Genomic DNA, 16,725 nt, shown 5'->3' with positions numbered 1-16,725 from the left:
AAGCAAACTATGGCAACTTTGAATATTCAAAAACGGATTTGGATATGGTTAAAAAAGATTGACCTCCCACACGGATGTCGGGTTGCCAATATGAGGCTTTGCAAAGCTGTAAAGCCATAAGGAGGAAGAATGGACGCGAATACAGAAGCTGTACAATCGTCGCGAAAATTTGGAAAGGGTTCTCGGCCGAAAAACATCCAGAAAGCTCATAAGCATCGTCGCAATGGCTTAATTGGGTGGGCCTTCATCACGCCTTTCCTTATTTTCTTTGTCATAGCGATTATCATGCCGATTATCTATGCGCTGTATCTCAGTGTGTTCACTGATAAATTGATTGGCGGCAGGGTTTTCACCGGCTTAAGCAATTATGCTGCGATTCTGACGAATGGCTTGTTCTGGGATGGACTCTGGCGCGTTATCCGCGTTTTCCTGATCCAGGTGCCGATCATGTTGGGTCTCGCTCTTCTTGCTGCGTTGGCCATCGACAGTGCGAGGCTGGTTGGCCGCTCGGCCTTCCGAATCCTTCTATTCCTGCCTTATGCGGTTCCTGGAGTGGTCGCCGTGCTTATTTGGGAATTCCTGTATGGCAATCAGTTCGGTCTGACAGCCAATATCAATGCCCTGTTCGGTCTCTCACTGCAGCCACTGGCCAAGAACGTGATCCTCTGGTCCATCGGCAACATTATGACATGGTCGTTCACGGGCTACAACATGCTCATCCTTTACTCCGGTCTGAAAACCATTCCGACCGAGCTTTATGAGGCGGCAAGGCTTGACGGAGCAAGCGAATGGCAGGTTGCTTGGCACATCAAGGTCCCTGCGATCAAGGGCCAGCTTCTGATTTCCTTCATGTTCTCGATCATCGGTACATTCCAGCTCTTCAGCGAACCGCAGCTGTTGCAGACTCCGGCGCCGAATGCGATTTCGAGTAGCTATACCCCGAACCTCTGGGCATACAACCTCTCGCTGAACGGCAGCCAGTACAACCTGGCGGCGGCGTTGGCCATCATCATGGGCCTGATCACCGGTGTGCTTGCGTTCGTGACGCAGAACCACGGTTCAAAGAATATCGACTGAGATCGCAAGGAGAAAAAGATGTCTCGTAAGAATACGAAAAACGCTGCGACCGTAGCGGTCTCCACCGGATCCGGTGTCAGGAAGAATGGCTATTCACGCCGTCATTCCCCCGTACTGTTCATATTCATGCTGGTATTGGCGCTCTATTCGGTTATCCCGCTGCTGTGGCTGCTGCTGAATGCAACCAAGAGCCAGGCCGACATTCTCTCGACCTTCGGCCTCGGTTTCGGACACAAGCTCAACATCGTCGAAAATCTCAAGGCGACGTTCACCTATGAGGACGGATCGTTCCTGAGGTGGCTGGGCAACACGGTGATGTACGTGGTCATCGGTGCGGGCGGCGCCACTTTGCTGGCGGCGCTGGCAGGATATGGCATGGCCATGTTCGACTTTGCCGGCAAGCAAATCGTTATGGCGATCATCATCGGCGCCATCGCCATTCCCGGCAACGCCTTGGTCGTCCCCACCTTCCTGCTGTTCGCGAAGTTGGGCCTCACCAATACCCCGCTGGCGGTGATACTTCCCTCGCTCATCAGTCCATTCGGGTTCTATCTGGTCATCAGTTATGTGCAGTCGGGTGTGCCAAGGGAAATCGTTGAATCGGCCCGTGTGGATGGCGCCGGAGAGGTTCGAATCTTCTTCCAGATCGTCCTTCCTCTGCTGATGCCCTGCATCGTCACTGTGCTGCTGTTCGCCATCGTGTCTACATGGAACAACTACTTCCTTCCGTTGATCATGCTCAACGATCCGAAGTGGTATCCGTTGACAGTCGGCCTGGCGGAATGGAACGCGCAGGCGACCGGCTCGGCCACTCCAAAGCCGATCTACAACCTGGTCATCATGGGTGCGCTTGTCACCGTCATCCCGATTATCATCATCTTCCTCATGCTCCAGCGTTACTGGGAGTCCGGTCTGAGCGCCGGCAGCGTGAAGCAGTGATATCGGTAATCAAACTGTTCAGATTTTAGTAAATTAGAAAGAAAGAAAGGTACCTTCAATGAAACGTACAAAGGTAGTTCGCTTCGTGGCAGGAGTCGCAGCCATCGCTATGGCTGCTGCAGGCCTTGCGGGTTGCGGCGGCTCGTCAAACAGCGCCGGCGGCTCGACCGGCGGAAAGGAAGGTGATTTGGACGCGGCCCTGCAGAAGGGCGGCACGATCACCTACTGGACTTGGACCGACAGCGCCAAGGCACAAGCGGCGGCGTTCGAGAAGAAATATCCGAAAGTTCATATCAAGGTCGTCAACCCTGGCACGGGCATGACCGTCTACACCAAGCTGCAGAACGTTTTGAAGGCCAGCTCCGGCATTCCTGACATCTCCCAGATCGAGTATCAGGCCATCCCGCAGTTCTCTGTCCCGGGCAACCTGCTGGATCTTTCGCAGTACGGCTTTGCCAAGTATAAGAACCAGTTCGTCAAGTCCGCTTGGGAAGGCGTGACCAGTGGCAGCAGCATCTATGGTCTGCCCCAGGACACCGGCCCGATGGTCATGTTCTACAACAAGCAGGTCTTCGATGCCGCAGGCATCACCAATCCTCCGAAGACCTGGGACGAGTACATGCAGGATGCGAAGATTCTCCATGAGAAGGATTCCAGCGTCTACATTACCAACGATTCCGGCCAGGGTAACTTCATCACCTCCATGCTGTGGCAGGCCGGAAGCCATGCCTACAAGGTCAATGGCACCAACGTCGAGATCAATCTGAACGATCCGGGTGCCATGCGTTGGGCCAAGAACTGGGACTACCTGTTCAAGAACCACTACATCTCCTCGCTGACCAACCAGGGCACTGAATGGTATCAGGCCGCCAACAAGGGCAAGATCGCCTCTGTGGTCTCCGGCTCCTGGATGGCCGGTGCCTTCAAGTCCTCCGTCAAGGAGACCGCCGGCCAGTGGCGCGTCGCCCCGATGCCTTCCTATGATGGCAAGCCCGCTTCCGCAAACTACGGTGGTTCTTCCGAAGTCGTGCTGAAGAAGTCGGCCAACCCCGCTTTGGCGGCTGCTTTCCTTCGTTGGCTCAACACCTCCCAGGAATCCATCGATCTGTTCAAGCAGAGCGGCGGCTATGTCTCCACCAAGAAGGAACTGTCTTCGCAAGAGTTCCTTAGCGAGAAGTCCGACTACTTCGGTGGCCAGCAGATCAACAAGGTCTTCCTTGAGAGCGGCAAGAACGTCGTGAGCGGTTGGCAGTTCCTCCCGTATCAGGCCTATGCCAACTCCATCACCATGGACACGGTCGGCAAGGCCTATCAGGGCCAGACCACTTTCGAGAAGGCGCTGAAGGAGTACCAGAAGGCTTTGGTCACTTACGGCAACCAGCAGGGCTATAAGGTCACTGGCAAGTAAGTACTCCACAGCTGTTTAAAGAAGTGCAATTGATGATATGAGAGCAACACATGTGTAGTGATGTGTTGCTCTCATGATATCTGTACGTGGCTGTTGAGGCCGCGTTTGCGGTCCGGCGGTGCGGATACACAATCCAATGAGATTAGGTGGTTGTATACACATGTTTGTTCCTGAATATTATGAGGATCTTTCGCTTCTTCATAGCGGGACAGAACCCAACAGGTCATATTTTGTTCCATGTTCCCTGCCTGCTGAGAAGAGTGTATGTGAAGACGTGCCGAAGCGGAACATACTTGCTTCAACGGGTCTGGAGCAATCCGATCGATGCGTCATGCTTGACGGGACGTGGAAGTTCCGTTATTACGCGAGCATCTATGACCTGGATGCGCAAATAGCATCTACAGGTCTCAAGTTTTTCGACGAATCCTGCGGTATATCCGGCGATGGCGTTTTAGGCGCCTTCGATTCGCTTGAGGTGCCATCTGTCTGGCAGTGCAACGGTTACGACAAACCGCAATATACCAACATGCGCTACCCGTACCCCTTCGATCCGCCGCATGTTCCCAAGGATGATCCCTGCGGAGTGTGTATCTACGGGACTTCGAATATCACCAAAATAGTGCCGCGCCCCGCGTCTTCCTTGATTTCGAAGGTGTGGATTCATGTTTTTATGTTTGGTTGAACGGCAAGTTGGTGGGCTATAGCCAGATTTCGCATTCGACCAGCGAATTCGACGTGACGCAGACACTTCACGAGGGCCGCAACCGCATCGCCGTGCTGGTGCTGAAATGGTGCGACGGAAGCTATCTCGAAGACCAGGACAAGTTCCGCATGAGCGGTATTTTCCGGCGGGTCTATCTGATGCAGCGTCCGCAAGATGCCGTTCGTGATTTTTTCGTCCATGTCGATCTCGCCGACGGTCTTGACACGGCAACGTTGGGCGTCGATTTCAGCTTCCTGGGCTCGCAAGCCACCGATGTTTCGCTATCGTTGTTGGATGCATCAGGTCAGCTGCTTGATACCGCGCACACCCAGGCCGCACAGGGTAATAGTGCCAGCTCCGGCTTCACCGCTGAGGCGACGGTGACATTCACCATTGCCCACCCTCATCTTTGGAACGCCGAAGATCCTTATCTCTATACGTTGGTGATTTCCACAGGGCTGCCGGGCGACGGCGAAATGATCGTCACCCGAGTCGGCATCCGCAAGGTCGAAATCAACGACGGAGTGCTCGAAATCAATGGAAGACCGGTGAAACTACACGGCGTGAACCGCCACGATTCCGACCCGGTCAAGGGCTTTGCCGTGGACCGCGACGACATGATACGCGATCTGCGTTTGATGAAGGAACACAACGTCAACGCGATACGTACGAGCCATTATCCCAATTCGCCGGAATTCTACGAATTGTGCGACCAGATGGGCTTCTACGTCATCGATGAGTCCGATATCGAAAGCCACGGCGTGGAGAGCCTGTATTATCAGCCCACTTGTGCGACACAAAAACTTGCATGGCATGGCACGATCAATGACAACCCGCAATGGTTCCCGGCGATTCTGGACAGGGTCCAGCATTGCGTGCTGCGCGATAAGAATCGTCCCTGCGTGGTGATGTGGTCGATGGGCAACGAAAGCGGTTATGGACGCGCGATCGAAAAAGCGCTGGCATGGACGAAATCATTCGATCCTTCGCGTCCCACACACTATGAGAGCGCGATTCATCCGGCGGACGACCGCGAATTCGATTATTCCGATCTCGACGTTTACAGCCGTATGTATCCCTCCATCGAAGACATCGAAGGATATTTCGAGCAGGCCAAAAAGGGAAGGGGTGCCTACGGTGCCGGGGACACGCACACCCTGCGTCCATACGTCCTGTGCGAATACTGCCATTCCATGGGCAACGGCCCGGGCGATCTTGAAGACTATTTCCATGTCTTCCAGAAGTATCCGGGTATGGCCGGCGGCTTCATCTGGGAATGGTGTGATCACGCCATCGACAAGGGCCGTACCATAGACGGGAAAACCATATACGCCTACGGCGGCGACCACCACGAATACCCGAATGACGGCAATTTCTGCATGGACGGATTGGTCTATCCCGACCGGACGCCGCACACCGGGCTCAAGGAATTCAAGAACGTCTTCAGACCGTTGCGCGTTGTCGGATTCGACCGGCAACAGCAACTGCTGACCCTGCATAACTATATGGATTTTGAGGATTCCTCGACGTTCACAATTTCGTGGCAGTTGCTGGTGGATGGCAAAGTCACTGATCAGGGAATATTTGATACTCAAAGTGGGGATTCGCATATCGCTGCCCACCAAGAAGGAACGGTGAAACTGGCCGGTATTTCGATTCCCGATCGCGGCAAGGCCACGTTACTGGTTTCCTATGCCACGGCTCAAGCTGGGGTGGTGCTCCCTGCTGGTTTTGTCTTGGGATTCGATGAGGTGCCGCTTGAAAACGTCGACGCGCGCAATCAGTACGCCACGCATCTGCTTCAGGAGGATCACGGCAGGTCAGGCGATGTCGAGATTGAGCAGGATTCGCGGCAGATTCGCATGAGCGCAGCGCGATGGCAGTATATATGCGATCAAAGAACCGGCTTGTTCTCTTCGATGGTTTTCGGCAACTGCAAGATTATCGACCGACCGATGGAAATCAATATCTGGCGCGCTCCCACCGACAACGATATGTTCGTCAAAAAGGAGTGGGAGGCCGCCGGCTACGACCGTGTGGAGACCAGGGCGGATGACGTGGCAGTGAGGCGTGATGCCAAGTCCGGCGACGTTTTCATCACCGCTCGGCTTACGCTTGCGGCCGCGGCCGTACAGCCGGTGCTTTGCGCCGACGCAACGTGGACGATCCACGATGACGGTGCCGTTGAGCTGGCCATTGAAGTCAGGCGTGGGCAGACGATGCCGTTTCTGCCGCGTTTCGGGCTCCGTCTCTTCGTGCCGAAGGCCATGAACCATGCGGAATATTGCGGCTACGGACCCAACGAGAGCTATATCGACAAACGGAGGTCAAGCTATTACGGGGTTTTCGCCGGTTCGCCGGAAGATTTCTACGAGCCGTATATCAAGCCTCAGGAAAACGGCTCCCACTACGGTTGCGACTATGTCAGGCTTGAAGACGCCAGCGATGACGTAACGTTGACCGCAGTCTCGGAAGTACCGTTCTCGTTCCAGTTCCTGCCGTATACGCAGGAGGAAATGACCGAAAAGAAGCATCGTTACGAGCTTGAGCCTTGCGCATCGAACGTGCTGTGCCTCGACTATGTCCAAAGTGGTATGGGTTCGAACAGCTGCGGCCCGCAGCTTGCTTCGCGTTATCGCTTGGATGAGCAGGATTTTGCTTTCAAGATCATGTTGCTTCCTCAAGCCAGCCGTTAATTCAATATCAAATCAAACCGAACCAGCAATTTCCGTTATATGCGGAAATGTGATAGGGGAAAAGATGAAGATTAAAGTTGATCGTGAATTGGCCAAATGCGGTCGGTTCCTACACGACCGGATCGAGCCCCATATCGAGCGCACCGTCGTTTCGTGCGATGTGGCGATGGTCGAGAATCCCGGAGAGCCCGAGCCGGCGGGCGCGTTCATAGAGCGTGCGGAGCGTGGTCAAGTGGCGTTTTCGCCCGCACGTTTCGGCGAGAAGTGGGGTACGACATGGGGAACCACATGGTTCCGCGTCGAAGGCACCGTTCCCCAGGAAAGCCTTGCCGGCGGGCAGACCCTTGAACTCGTGGTGGATCTCGGTTGGGAGCCCGACAAGGTCGGCGGCCAGGCCGAAGGCTTGGTATACCGCGCCGACGGCACCGCCATCAAGGGACTGCACCCGTTGAACAGCTGGATCAGGCTGACCGGCAGCGCAAGCCTGCCCGACCTGATCAATGCCGATGGCTCGTTCAGGCTCTATATCGAGGCGGCTAACAATCCTTATCTCGTCGGTTGGCCGGCGCGCAGCACGGATCTGGGCGAAGGCCCGACCGGCAAGCGAGATCTGCCGTATCTGCTCAAGCGCATCGATATCGCCGTTTTTGATGAAGAGCTATGGAATTACGCGCGTGACCTCGAAGTGGTGCGTGGCCTGATTAAGTCGCTGGATTCCTCGACCGTCCGCTATTGGAAAGCCGTCAAAGCCCTGCAGCGTTCGTTGAATGCTTACGACGATGACGATATCGAAGGCACATTGGGTGCTGCTCGCGCATGCCTTGAGGACGTGCTGTCAAGCGAAGCGCCGAAAGACGTGCTGCATGAAAACGCCATCGGGCATTCGCATATCGATTCCGCGTATATGTGGCCCAAGCGCGAGACCCACCGCAAGGTCGCCAGAACCGTTTCCAACGCCTTGGCCTTGATGGATTATGACCCCGATTTCCGATACGCCATGAGTTCCGCGCAGCAGTATGAGTGGCTTCAGCAGGAGCATCCGGACATCTTCAAGCGCATGTTGCAACGGGTGAAGGAGGGGCGTTTCATACCGGTGGGCGGCATGTGGGTCGAAGCAGACGCGGTGATGCCCGCCGGAGAATCCCTGGTCCGCCAGATCACGTTCGGCCGTCGTTATTTCAAGGACGTTCTGGGCGTCGAGCCGCGAGGCGTATGGCTGCCCGACAGCTTCGGCTACACCGGCTCCTGGCCGCAGATCGCGCGTCGTGCCGGCTTCGAGTGGTTCTTGACGCAGAAGATCTCGTGGAACGACACCACCAAGTTCCCGCATCATTCCTTTATCTGGCAGGGCATCGACGGCACGGGCATCCTTACCCACTTCCCTCCGGCCGACACCTACGCCTCCGAAATGCAGCCTGAAGAGCTTCACTATGCCGAATCGAACGCGCAGGACAAGGAGCTCATCGACCAGTCGCTGATGCTTTACGGCTACGGTGACGGCGGCGGCGGCCCGACGCGCGAGATGGTGGGGCGCATGCATCGGATGCGCAGCCTTGAGGGGCTTGCAACCTGCCAGTCGACCGCACCGGATGAATTCTTCGACAAGCTGGCCCGGCAGATGGATGATGCCGGCGCCGAACGTCCCCATTGGCGTGGTGAGCTCTATCTTGAGCTGCACCGAGCCACACTGACCTCGCAACAGGATATGAAAAATGGCTGCCGCATCGAAGAGTCGCAATTGCGTGCTCTCGAATACCTGAGCTGTGTCGCGGCGCTCGCCGACCAGCATTATAAGGTGCCGCGCGAGCAGATCAACGGCATCTGGAAGACCTTGCTTTTGAACCAGTTCCACGATATTTTGCCGGGTTCCGCCATCTCTTGGGCCCACCGCTTGGCTCGTGAGGATTACCAGCGGGATGAGGCGCTGCTCAAGGAACTGACCCGACAGGCCTGCGACGCGATTGCGAAAGCCATGCCCGGCGAGCAGGTACTTGCGCAAGGCAAGATATCACAGACTGATTGGAGAGGGCACGACCTGTCAACCGGGCAACGTGGTGATATCCCCGTGACCTGCGAACGTGAACATGATGGCTATGTCCTCGACAACGGAATACTGCGTGTCTCGGTCTCGCCAGAGGGAACGGTTGATTCGTTGGTCGATTTGGCCGAGAGCCGTGAATTGGTCGCTTCGGGCGAGCATCTGGCCCAGTATGCGTTGCTGACGGACAAGCCCTCGGAACGCGATGCCTGGGAGATCGACCGTGATGCGTTCCTTGGCCCTGTGGCCAAGGGGCTGCGCGATGTCACTATCGAAAAGCAGGATGACAATGATCAAGCAATGCTGCGCATCAGCGGCAACCTCGGTCGGGCTTCCCGCGTCTCGATGACGGTAAGTCTCAAAGCCGGCGCGAAAAAGCTTGATTTCACCTCCGAGGTGGACTGGAACGAAAAGGATCGTTTCCTTAAGGTGATGTTCCCTCTGGCGTTGGTGACGGATAACGCGACCTACGAATGCCAGTACGGCACCGTGCAGCGTCCGGTATGCAAGAACACCGAAAGCGACGAGGCGCATTTCGAAAGCTGCACCCATCGGTTCGTTTATCTCGCCGAATCGAACTACGGTGTCGGCGTCGCGAACGCTTCGACGTATGGCGCGAGCGTCCGTGAACTCGACGGCGACGAACGGGTGTGCGGCACCCAGCTGGGGATGTCGTTGCTTGAATCCCCGACGTATCCCGATCCGCATACCGATGCCGGGCGTGTACACAGCTTTGCCTGGTCGGTGTGCGTCGGGGCGAACCTTCCGCAAGTGGTCGACGAGGCCAGTGAATTGAATGCTCCGGTGCTCAGCAACCTGCCTGTAGTGGATCCTCTGGTGTCCCTCGATTGCGAGCGCGGCCATATTGTTCTCGATTGGCTCAAGGAGGCTGACGACGGGTCCGGCGACATTGTCGTGCGTCTCTATGAGGCCGTGGGAGGCCAGGCGTCGGCGAAGTTGCGCACAAACGTTCTTATGGCCCAGGCGACGGTTCGCGAAACGGATCTGCTCGAGGAAAATCCTGTGCAGGGCTCCTTGGCGACCGCTTTGGTGGAGTCTCGAGCCGGTGCGCCGATTCCTGCCGAGGGAGCGCAACTACGGATGGGGCCTTACCAGCTGGCGACTCTGCGTCTGCATCGTTCCGGCGTAGAGCGCGTCTGAAAGCGGCCAGGCAATCTTGCGGTATATCTCTAACGGGAGTTGAAAAGACCATGTCAAGTTTTATCACTTCGCAAACACGGGTAGTCGGCGACAAGCCATCGAAAGCGGTGTCGTTTGCCGTCGAGGACGTGCTGCGCGACATCGGCAAGGTGTTGCTGCCGGCAGGTGGCAAAGGTGCAGATATCGTGTTGGTCACTGGACCGCATGATTCGGAAGCCTATGAGATTGATACTACCGGCGGCAATGTCGAGATTCATGCCGGTGACGATTTCGGTTTCATCTTCGGTCTGTACGCTTTCAGCCGCCAAATCCTCGGCGTCAAGGATTTCTGGTTCTGGGACGACCAGCGTTTTGAGCCCCGGCAGCGCATCGAGGTCGCAGATGATCTTCGTATCGTCAGCAAACCCGCCGCTGTCACCTACCGCGGTTTCTTCGTCAACGACGAGGTGCTGTTGGAGAATTGGCAGGTCGACAACGATAAAGCCAAACCTGGGCGTCTGGCCTTCGAGACGATCTATCGTTTGGGCGGCAATCTGGTCATCCCGGGTTCCGGCCAACGCGGGGAGCCGCATCTGAAACTGGCCCGCGATATGGGGTTCTATATCAATCAGCATCACGTCACGCCGTTGGGCGCACCGATGTTTGCAACGGCCTATCCCGGCGTCAAGCCGCTTTGGCCCGAGCAGAAAGACCGGTTCCAAGCCTTGTGGCAAAAGGCCATCGACGAGCAGAAGAATCAGCGCACGATATGGACGCTCGGTTTTCGTGGCCAGGGCGACCAGCCGTTCTGGAACGTGGACGCACGTTACGATACCGACGAGGCGCGGGGCAAAGTGCTCAGCGAAGTCATTGATTTGCAATATAAAATGGTACAGCGCGCATATCCCGGTGCGCCCTGCTGTATTTATCTGTATGGCGAGATGATGGATCTCTACCGCAAGGGGTTGCTGAAATATCCTGAGGCGCTGATCAAGATCTGGTCCGACAACGGTTTCGGCAGAATGGTTTCCCGGCGACAGGAGAACTGGAATCCGCGGGTTCCGGCGATGCCTGAAGGCGACGGGGGCAACGGTATCTATTACCATGCCAGCTTCTACGATCTGCAGGCGGCCAACCATATCACGCAGTTGTGCTGCGATCCCAGGCTCATTCAGCGGGAGCTTGAAGCGGTGATCCGCAACGGCGGCGACGATGTATGGATCATCAATTCCTCGAATATCAAGCCTCATGTGTACATGCTCAATATGATTGCGGCGCTGTGGCGTGAGGGGACGATCGATTTCGAGCAGACGGCCAAATCGTATATTGCCGATTACTATGGCGAGCGCAACGTCGAGGCCGTGTTTGCCCTGTTCGAGCAGTATTGGAATATCGCCGTCCATTACGGGCCGAACTGGGACGATTGCGCGGGCGAGCAGTACTTCAATCATGTCCCGCGCATGCTCATTACCCAGTATCTGCGCAACCGCACCCAGCCTTCCCTGGATCTCAAGTGGATGTGCGACGGCCCGGACCTCAATACCCAGATAATTCACTACCGTGACCAGGTGGCCCCCGCCGTAAAGCGTTACCGTGATTTCCTGCTGCAGGTTGAATCCGTCGCCGCGCAAATCGAATTGAACGGTGACGCTGCCGAGGCCGAGCTGGTTCGTGACAGCATCGGTTTGATGGCCAATATCTACAGCCATTGCGTGGCCGGTGCCTGTTATGTGTGCCAGAGCCTGCTTCAGGCGGATCAGGGGCATTGGCGCCACGCGTTCTATTACGCCGGCGTTGCCCGCGAAGAGTTCGCTGCGGGCAACGCCGCCATGCAGGCGCGTGAACACGGCAAATGGGCCGGTTTCTGGGATAATGACTGCCTGGCCGACGTCAGTCAGAGCGCCTATATCTGCGGCAAGCTGATGTCTTATGCCCGTGTGATGGGTGACGGTCCGCACTTCTACCAATGGAAGCGTGACTTCATGTACCCCGAAGGCGAGAAAACCGTGTTTGTGATTGCGACGATGGAGAAATACAAGACAGATGACGAGATATTCGCCGCCATGAAAGCCGCTTGGCAGCGCTGAACATTGCCGGGATTTCAATATCAATAAATATAGTTGTGCCTAATAAGGAAAGATGACAATGAAAGATACGGATACAAGCAAACAAGACGTTGAGAAGCCGCAGATGAATCCGAAGTATGAGTTGGGTACTGTGGCTAACCGCACGTTCATGGCCAACGAGACCTACGAACTGCTGGACTTCGGCAAGGGTTTCGCGCTGCCGCAAGGCGGGTCGGGCTGGCTTGACGACGAGGGCCGCATCGACCCCTCGCACGGCGTGCAGACCTGGATCACCGGTCGCATGACCCACGTCTATGCCATCGCCGCCATGCTGGGCTGGCCGGGCGCCGACAAACTCGTGGACGCCGGGCTCAAAGGACTGACCGGCATCCTGCACGACGACAAGAACGGCGGCTGGTATCCCTCGATTCAGGCCGACGGCACTCCAGAGCCCGGCAAGACCTGCTATCCGCACGCCTTCGTGATGCTTTCCGCCTCCTCGGCCCTGCTGGCCGGGCGCCCCGGCGCCAAAGAACTGCTGGACGAGGTGCTCGCCACCTACGACCAGTACTTCTGGGACGAGAAGAACGGGCTGGCCGTCGACACCTGGGATTCGACGTTCTCCACGCTTGACGACTACCGCGGCATCAACGCCAACATGCACACCACCGAGGCCTTCCTCGCCGTCGCCGACGCCACCGGCGACAACAGGTACCGCGTGCGCGCCGGCCGCATCGTCGACCACGTCGTGGGCTGGGCAAAGAACAACGGCTGGCGCATCCCGGAGCATTTCGGTCCGGATTGGTCGATCGACCTCGAATACAACGCCGACAAGAAGGACGACCAGTTCAAGCCCTACGGCGCCACCCCCGGCCACGGCATCGAGTGGGCCCGCCTGATCACCCAATGGGCGCTGAGCTCGTTCGCCAACCGCTCAGGCGCGCAACCGTACATCGACGCCGCCGAGCACCTCTTCAATCAGGCGGTCGCCGACGGCTGGAACCGCAACGGTACCGTGGGCATGGCCTACACCGTCGATTGGGACGGCAATCCGGTGGTCACCGACCGCATGCACTGGACGCTGGCCGAGTCGCTCAACACCTCCGCCACCCTCTTCAAGGTGACCGGCAAGAGCGAGTACCGCGACTGGTACACCACCTTCGCGCAATATGTCGACGAACACCTCATCGATCACGACAAGGGCAGCTGGTTCCACCAGCTCGACCAAGACAACAAGGTCATCGGCACGGTCTGGCCCGGCAAGTCGGACGTCTACCACGCCTTCCAGTCCACGCTGGTGCCGTTCCTCGACCCGGCGGTCTCCATCGCCACCGCCATCAGCAACGCACAATAGTCAAGCAAAAAAGAACTGCTATACGTTGAAATATGAAAACATGCTTCAACGGCAAGCATATATATTGGGGAATAATGCATAATAATTCATCGAAACTTCAAGCTCAGTTCGTTATCGATAATGATTTCGAGGTGGAGAAGGTCAGCGACAGACTGTTCGGTTCGTTCGTCGAGCATCTTGGTCGCTGCGTATACACAGGTATCTACGAGCCCGGGCACCCCACAGCCGATGCCGATGGATTCCGGCAAGATGTGATTGACCTCGTGCGCGAGCTTGGAGCGACCACCATCCGTTACCCGGGTGGCAACTTCGTCTCCGGCTATCGCTGGGAGGATGGCGTCGGCCCGAAAGATCAGCGTCCGCGCCGATTGGATATGGCTTGGCACTCCACCGAGACCAACCAGTTCGGCCTGCATGAGATGGCGAAGTGGCTTGAAAAGGCCGGCGGCAACGAGCTGATGGAGGCGGTGAACCTCGGCACCCGCGGTCTTGAGGACGCGATGGATTTGCTGGAATACGCCAACATCCCTGGCGGCACGAAGCTTTCGGAGGAACGTCGCGCCAACGGTGCCGACAAGCCGTTCGATATTCGTATGTGGTGCTTGGGCAACGAGATGGACGGCTCGTGGCAGCTCGGCCACAAGTCGGCCGAGGACTACGGTACATTGGCCGCTTCGGTGGCTCGCGGTATGCGGCAGATGGATCCGGACGTCGAGCTGGTGGTCTGCGGATCTTCGTCGCATAGCATGCCTACGTTCGGGGCTTGGGAAGAAACGGTGCTTTCCAAGTGCTATGACCTGGTCAACTTCGTTTCCTGCCACGCCTATTACCAGCCCCATAATGGCGATATGGCCAGTTTCCTGGCTTCCGGTGTTGATATGGACGGCTTCATTCATGACGTCGTCGCCGCCATCGATGCCACCAAGGCGAGGCTCAAGAGCAAGCACGACGTGTTCATTTCCTTCGATGAATGGAATGTTTGGTATCAGGATGCCGAACCGAGCAAGAACCCTGAGGGCATCGGCAACTGGCCGGTCGCCCCGCATCTGCTTGAAGATATCTATTCCTTGGCAGATGCTGTGGTCTTTGGCGATTTGATGATCACGCTGCTGAAGAACGCGGACCATGTGCACGCGGCGAGCTTGGCCCAGCTGGTCAATGTCATCGCGCCGATCATGACAGAGCCCGGTGGCCCGGCATGGCGCCAGACCACGTTCTATCCGTTCTCCATCACCGCCGGTCTCGCCAAGGGCGGCACTGTGCTGGAGCCGAAGTTGGACTCCTCAAAGATTTCCACACCGCAATATGGCGATGTTGATGGTGTCAACGCGGTGGCGGTGCGCGGTGCCGATGGCTCGGTGTCTGTTTTTGCGGTGAATCGTTCCCTGGAAGCCGACGCCGAATTCGAAATCAAGCTGCCCGCCGAGCTTCGTGGCGGCTCCGAGCTGAAACTGGATGCCAAGACGCTGCATGATGACGACATGTTCGCGAAGAACACCCTTGAGCAGCAAAATCGTGTAACTCCTCATACCAATGAAACCGCTGCGCTTGACCTGCAATCCGGTAGCGTGAAGATTGCGTTGCCGCCGGTTTCGTGGACGGCGATTCATATACGGTAGTTGTGCGTATTTTTGGCAGTCGGGAGATATTCCCGGCTGCCTTTTTTTATTGTTTTATATGCGTGAACTTACTTTTCCTGACCAGACGGCAAGGCGCGCCTATTTTTATGGCTACGTACAGGCTATTCCCGTCAATCACGCGCGGCATAATGGAGATATGACTGAAAACTCAACTGATTCACGACCTGAACTGCCCAAAGATGTCCGTGTCCGCTTCTGCCCGTCGCCCACCGGCACCCCGCATGTCGGCATGGTGCGCACCGCCCTCTTCAACTGGGCCGAGGCGCGGCATACGCACGGCACCTTCGTCTTCCGCATTGAGGATACGGACAACGAGCGCGATTCCGAGGAAAGCTACAACCAAATCATTGAGGCTCTGAACTGGCTGAACATCGACTGGGACGAGGGCATCAACGTCGGTGGCCCCGACGGCCCGTACCGCCAGTCCGAACGTGGCGACATCTATAAGGACGTCGCTCAGAAGCTGCTCGACGCCGGATTCGCCTACGAGTCCTACTCCACTTCCGAAGAGATCGAGGCGCGCAACGTCGCCGCAGGCCGCCCGAAGGCGTTCGGTTACGACGGCTACGACCGCAACTTGACCGACGAGCAAAAGGCCGCTTTCCGTGCCGAGGGCCGCAAGCCCGCGCTGCGCGTGAAGATGCCCGACGAGGACATCGCCTTCGACGATCTGATTCGCGGCCACATCGAGTTCAAGGCCGGCTCTGTGCCCGATTACGTCATCGTGCGCCCCAACGGCGATCCGCTTTACACGCTGACCAACCCGGTTGACGACGCGCTGATGCGCATCAACGTGGTGCTGCGTGGTGAGGACCTCCTGAGCTCCACCCCGCGTCAGGTCGTGCTCTATCGCTACCTGATGAAGATCGGCGTGGCCAAGGAAATGCCGCTGTTCGGCCATATGCCCTACGTCATGGGCAAGGGCAAGAAGAAGCTCTCCAAGCGCGACCCGGAATCCAACCTCTTCCTGCACCGCGACAACGGCTTCATCCCCGAAGGGCTGCTCAATTATCTCGCGCTGCTCGGCTGGTCGATCGCGCCCGACCGCGACGTGTTCAGCATGGACGAGATGGTCGAGAAGTTCGACATCCGCGACGTCAAGGCCAACCCGGCCCATTTCGACATCGACAAGGCCATCTCCATCAACGCCGAGCATATTCGTATGCTTGAACCGCAGGACTTCCTCAACCGTTCCGTGCCGTACCTGCACCGCGACGGCGTGGTTTCCGCTGATTCGTGGGATAAACTGACCGATCGCGAACGTACGATCTTGACCGCTTCTGCACCGCTGGTCCAGCCGCGCGTGCGCTTGCTCGGCGAGGTCGCCGGTATGGCCGGAAGCCTCCTGAGCGAAGCCGAATACATCGAGCCTGCCGATGACGCCCGCAAGACGCTCAAGGACTCCGCGCCCGAGGTGCTCGACAAGGCCATCGCCGCGCTCGCCGAGGTTGCCGACGCCGATTGGAAGACCGATAATCTCCACGAGACGCTCAACAAGGCGCTGGTTGAGGACGGTGGTTTCAAGCCGCGTCTGGCGTTCGGCCCGGTGCGCGTGGCCATGTCCGGTCGCCGCGTCTCTCCGCCGCTCTTCGAATCCATGGAGATCGTCGGCAAGCCGCTGACCCTTGCCCGTCTTAAGGGCCTCAGGGAGCACCTCTAATCGG

Annotated in this window: 10 protein-coding genes; all 10 read left to right on the top strand. The window is 57.2% G+C overall.

What is annotated here, in order from left to right; translation table 11 throughout:
* Positions 1–285 precede the first annotated feature (285 nt).
* The gene (locus OZX74_RS08175; protein ID WP_348519549.1) at positions 286–1,077 is read left to right on the top strand and encodes a sugar ABC transporter permease; all 792 of its coding nucleotides are present in this window, start codon (positions 286–288) and stop codon (positions 1,075–1,077) included.
* Positions 1,078–1,095: 18 nt separating this feature from the next.
* On the top strand, positions 1,096–2,016 hold the full coding sequence (locus tag OZX74_RS08170; protein ID WP_277156422.1) for a carbohydrate ABC transporter permease: 921 nt from the start codon (positions 1,096–1,098) through the stop codon (positions 2,014–2,016).
* A gap of 58 nt (positions 2,017–2,074) precedes the next feature.
* Entirely contained in the window at positions 2,075–3,424 is a 1,350-nt protein-coding gene (locus OZX74_RS08165) for a sugar ABC transporter substrate-binding protein (protein ID WP_277156421.1), read from the top strand.
* Between the two features lie 331 nt (positions 3,425–3,755).
* Complete coding sequence (locus OZX74_RS09165; protein WP_348519569.1) at positions 3,756–4,106, top strand: hypothetical protein; 351 nt, start codon at positions 3,756–3,758, stop codon at positions 4,104–4,106.
* Positions 4,010–6,823, top strand: a complete 2,814-nt coding sequence (locus tag OZX74_RS08160) for a glycoside hydrolase family 2 TIM barrel-domain containing protein (protein WP_348519548.1) — start codon at positions 4,010–4,012, stop codon at positions 6,821–6,823. Before OZX74_RS09165 ends, OZX74_RS08160 begins: the two co-directional genes overlap by 97 nt.
* 64 nt (positions 6,824–6,887) lie before the next feature.
* Entirely contained in the window at positions 6,888–10,022 is a 3,135-nt protein-coding gene (locus OZX74_RS08155) for an alpha-mannosidase (RefSeq protein WP_277156420.1), read from the top strand.
* A 50-nt stretch (positions 10,023–10,072) separates the two neighbouring features.
* Complete coding sequence (locus OZX74_RS08150) at positions 10,073–12,088, top strand: glycosyl hydrolase 115 family protein (protein WP_277156419.1); 2,016 nt, start codon at positions 10,073–10,075, stop codon at positions 12,086–12,088.
* A 103-nt stretch (positions 12,089–12,191) separates the two neighbouring features.
* Positions 12,192–13,421, top strand: a complete 1,230-nt coding sequence (locus OZX74_RS08145; RefSeq protein ID WP_277157475.1) for an AGE family epimerase/isomerase — start codon at positions 12,192–12,194, stop codon at positions 13,419–13,421.
* Positions 13,422–13,495: 74 nt separating this feature from the next.
* The gene (locus OZX74_RS08140; protein WP_277156418.1) at positions 13,496–15,040 is read left to right on the top strand and encodes an alpha-L-arabinofuranosidase C-terminal domain-containing protein; all 1,545 of its coding nucleotides are present in this window, start codon (positions 13,496–13,498) and stop codon (positions 15,038–15,040) included.
* A gap of 157 nt (positions 15,041–15,197) precedes the next feature.
* Positions 15,198–16,721 carry a glutamate--tRNA ligase gene (gltX, locus tag OZX74_RS08135; RefSeq protein WP_277156417.1) on the top strand — a complete coding sequence of 508 codons (1,524 nt, stop codon included), beginning with the start codon at positions 15,198–15,200 and terminating at the stop codon, positions 16,719–16,721.
* Positions 16,722–16,725: the final 4 nt, after the last annotated feature.

Origin of the sequence: Bifidobacterium sp. ESL0798 (genome assembly GCF_029395415.1) — a bacterium.
Classification (GTDB): domain Bacteria; phylum Actinomycetota; class Actinomycetes; order Actinomycetales; family Bifidobacteriaceae; genus Bifidobacterium.
The sequence above is the reverse complement of the archived record's forward strand: the minus strand, read 5'-3'. Positions and strand labels throughout refer to the sequence as shown.

Coding starts and splice junctions, on each gene's coding strand:
- OZX74_RS08175 (WP_348519549.1), top strand. CDS start 286: ATGCCGATTATCTATGCGCTGTATCTCAGTGTGTTCACTGATAAATTG.
- OZX74_RS08170 (WP_277156422.1), top strand. CDS start 1,096: ATGTCTCGTAAGAATACGAAAAACGCTGCGACCGTAGCGGTCTCCACC.
- OZX74_RS08165 (WP_277156421.1), top strand. CDS start 2,075: ATGAAACGTACAAAGGTAGTTCGCTTCGTGGCAGGAGTCGCAGCCATC.
- OZX74_RS09165 (WP_348519569.1), top strand. CDS start 3,756: ATGCTTGACGGGACGTGGAAGTTCCGTTATTACGCGAGCATCTATGAC.
- OZX74_RS08155 (WP_277156420.1), top strand. CDS start 6,888: ATGAAGATTAAAGTTGATCGTGAATTGGCCAAATGCGGTCGGTTCCTA.
- OZX74_RS08150 (WP_277156419.1), top strand. CDS start 10,073: ATGTCAAGTTTTATCACTTCGCAAACACGGGTAGTCGGCGACAAGCCA.
- OZX74_RS08145 (WP_277157475.1), top strand. CDS start 12,192: ATGAATCCGAAGTATGAGTTGGGTACTGTGGCTAACCGCACGTTCATG.
- OZX74_RS08140 (WP_277156418.1), top strand. CDS start 13,496: ATGCATAATAATTCATCGAAACTTCAAGCTCAGTTCGTTATCGATAAT.
- gltX (WP_277156417.1), top strand. CDS start 15,198: ATGACTGAAAACTCAACTGATTCACGACCTGAACTGCCCAAAGATGTC.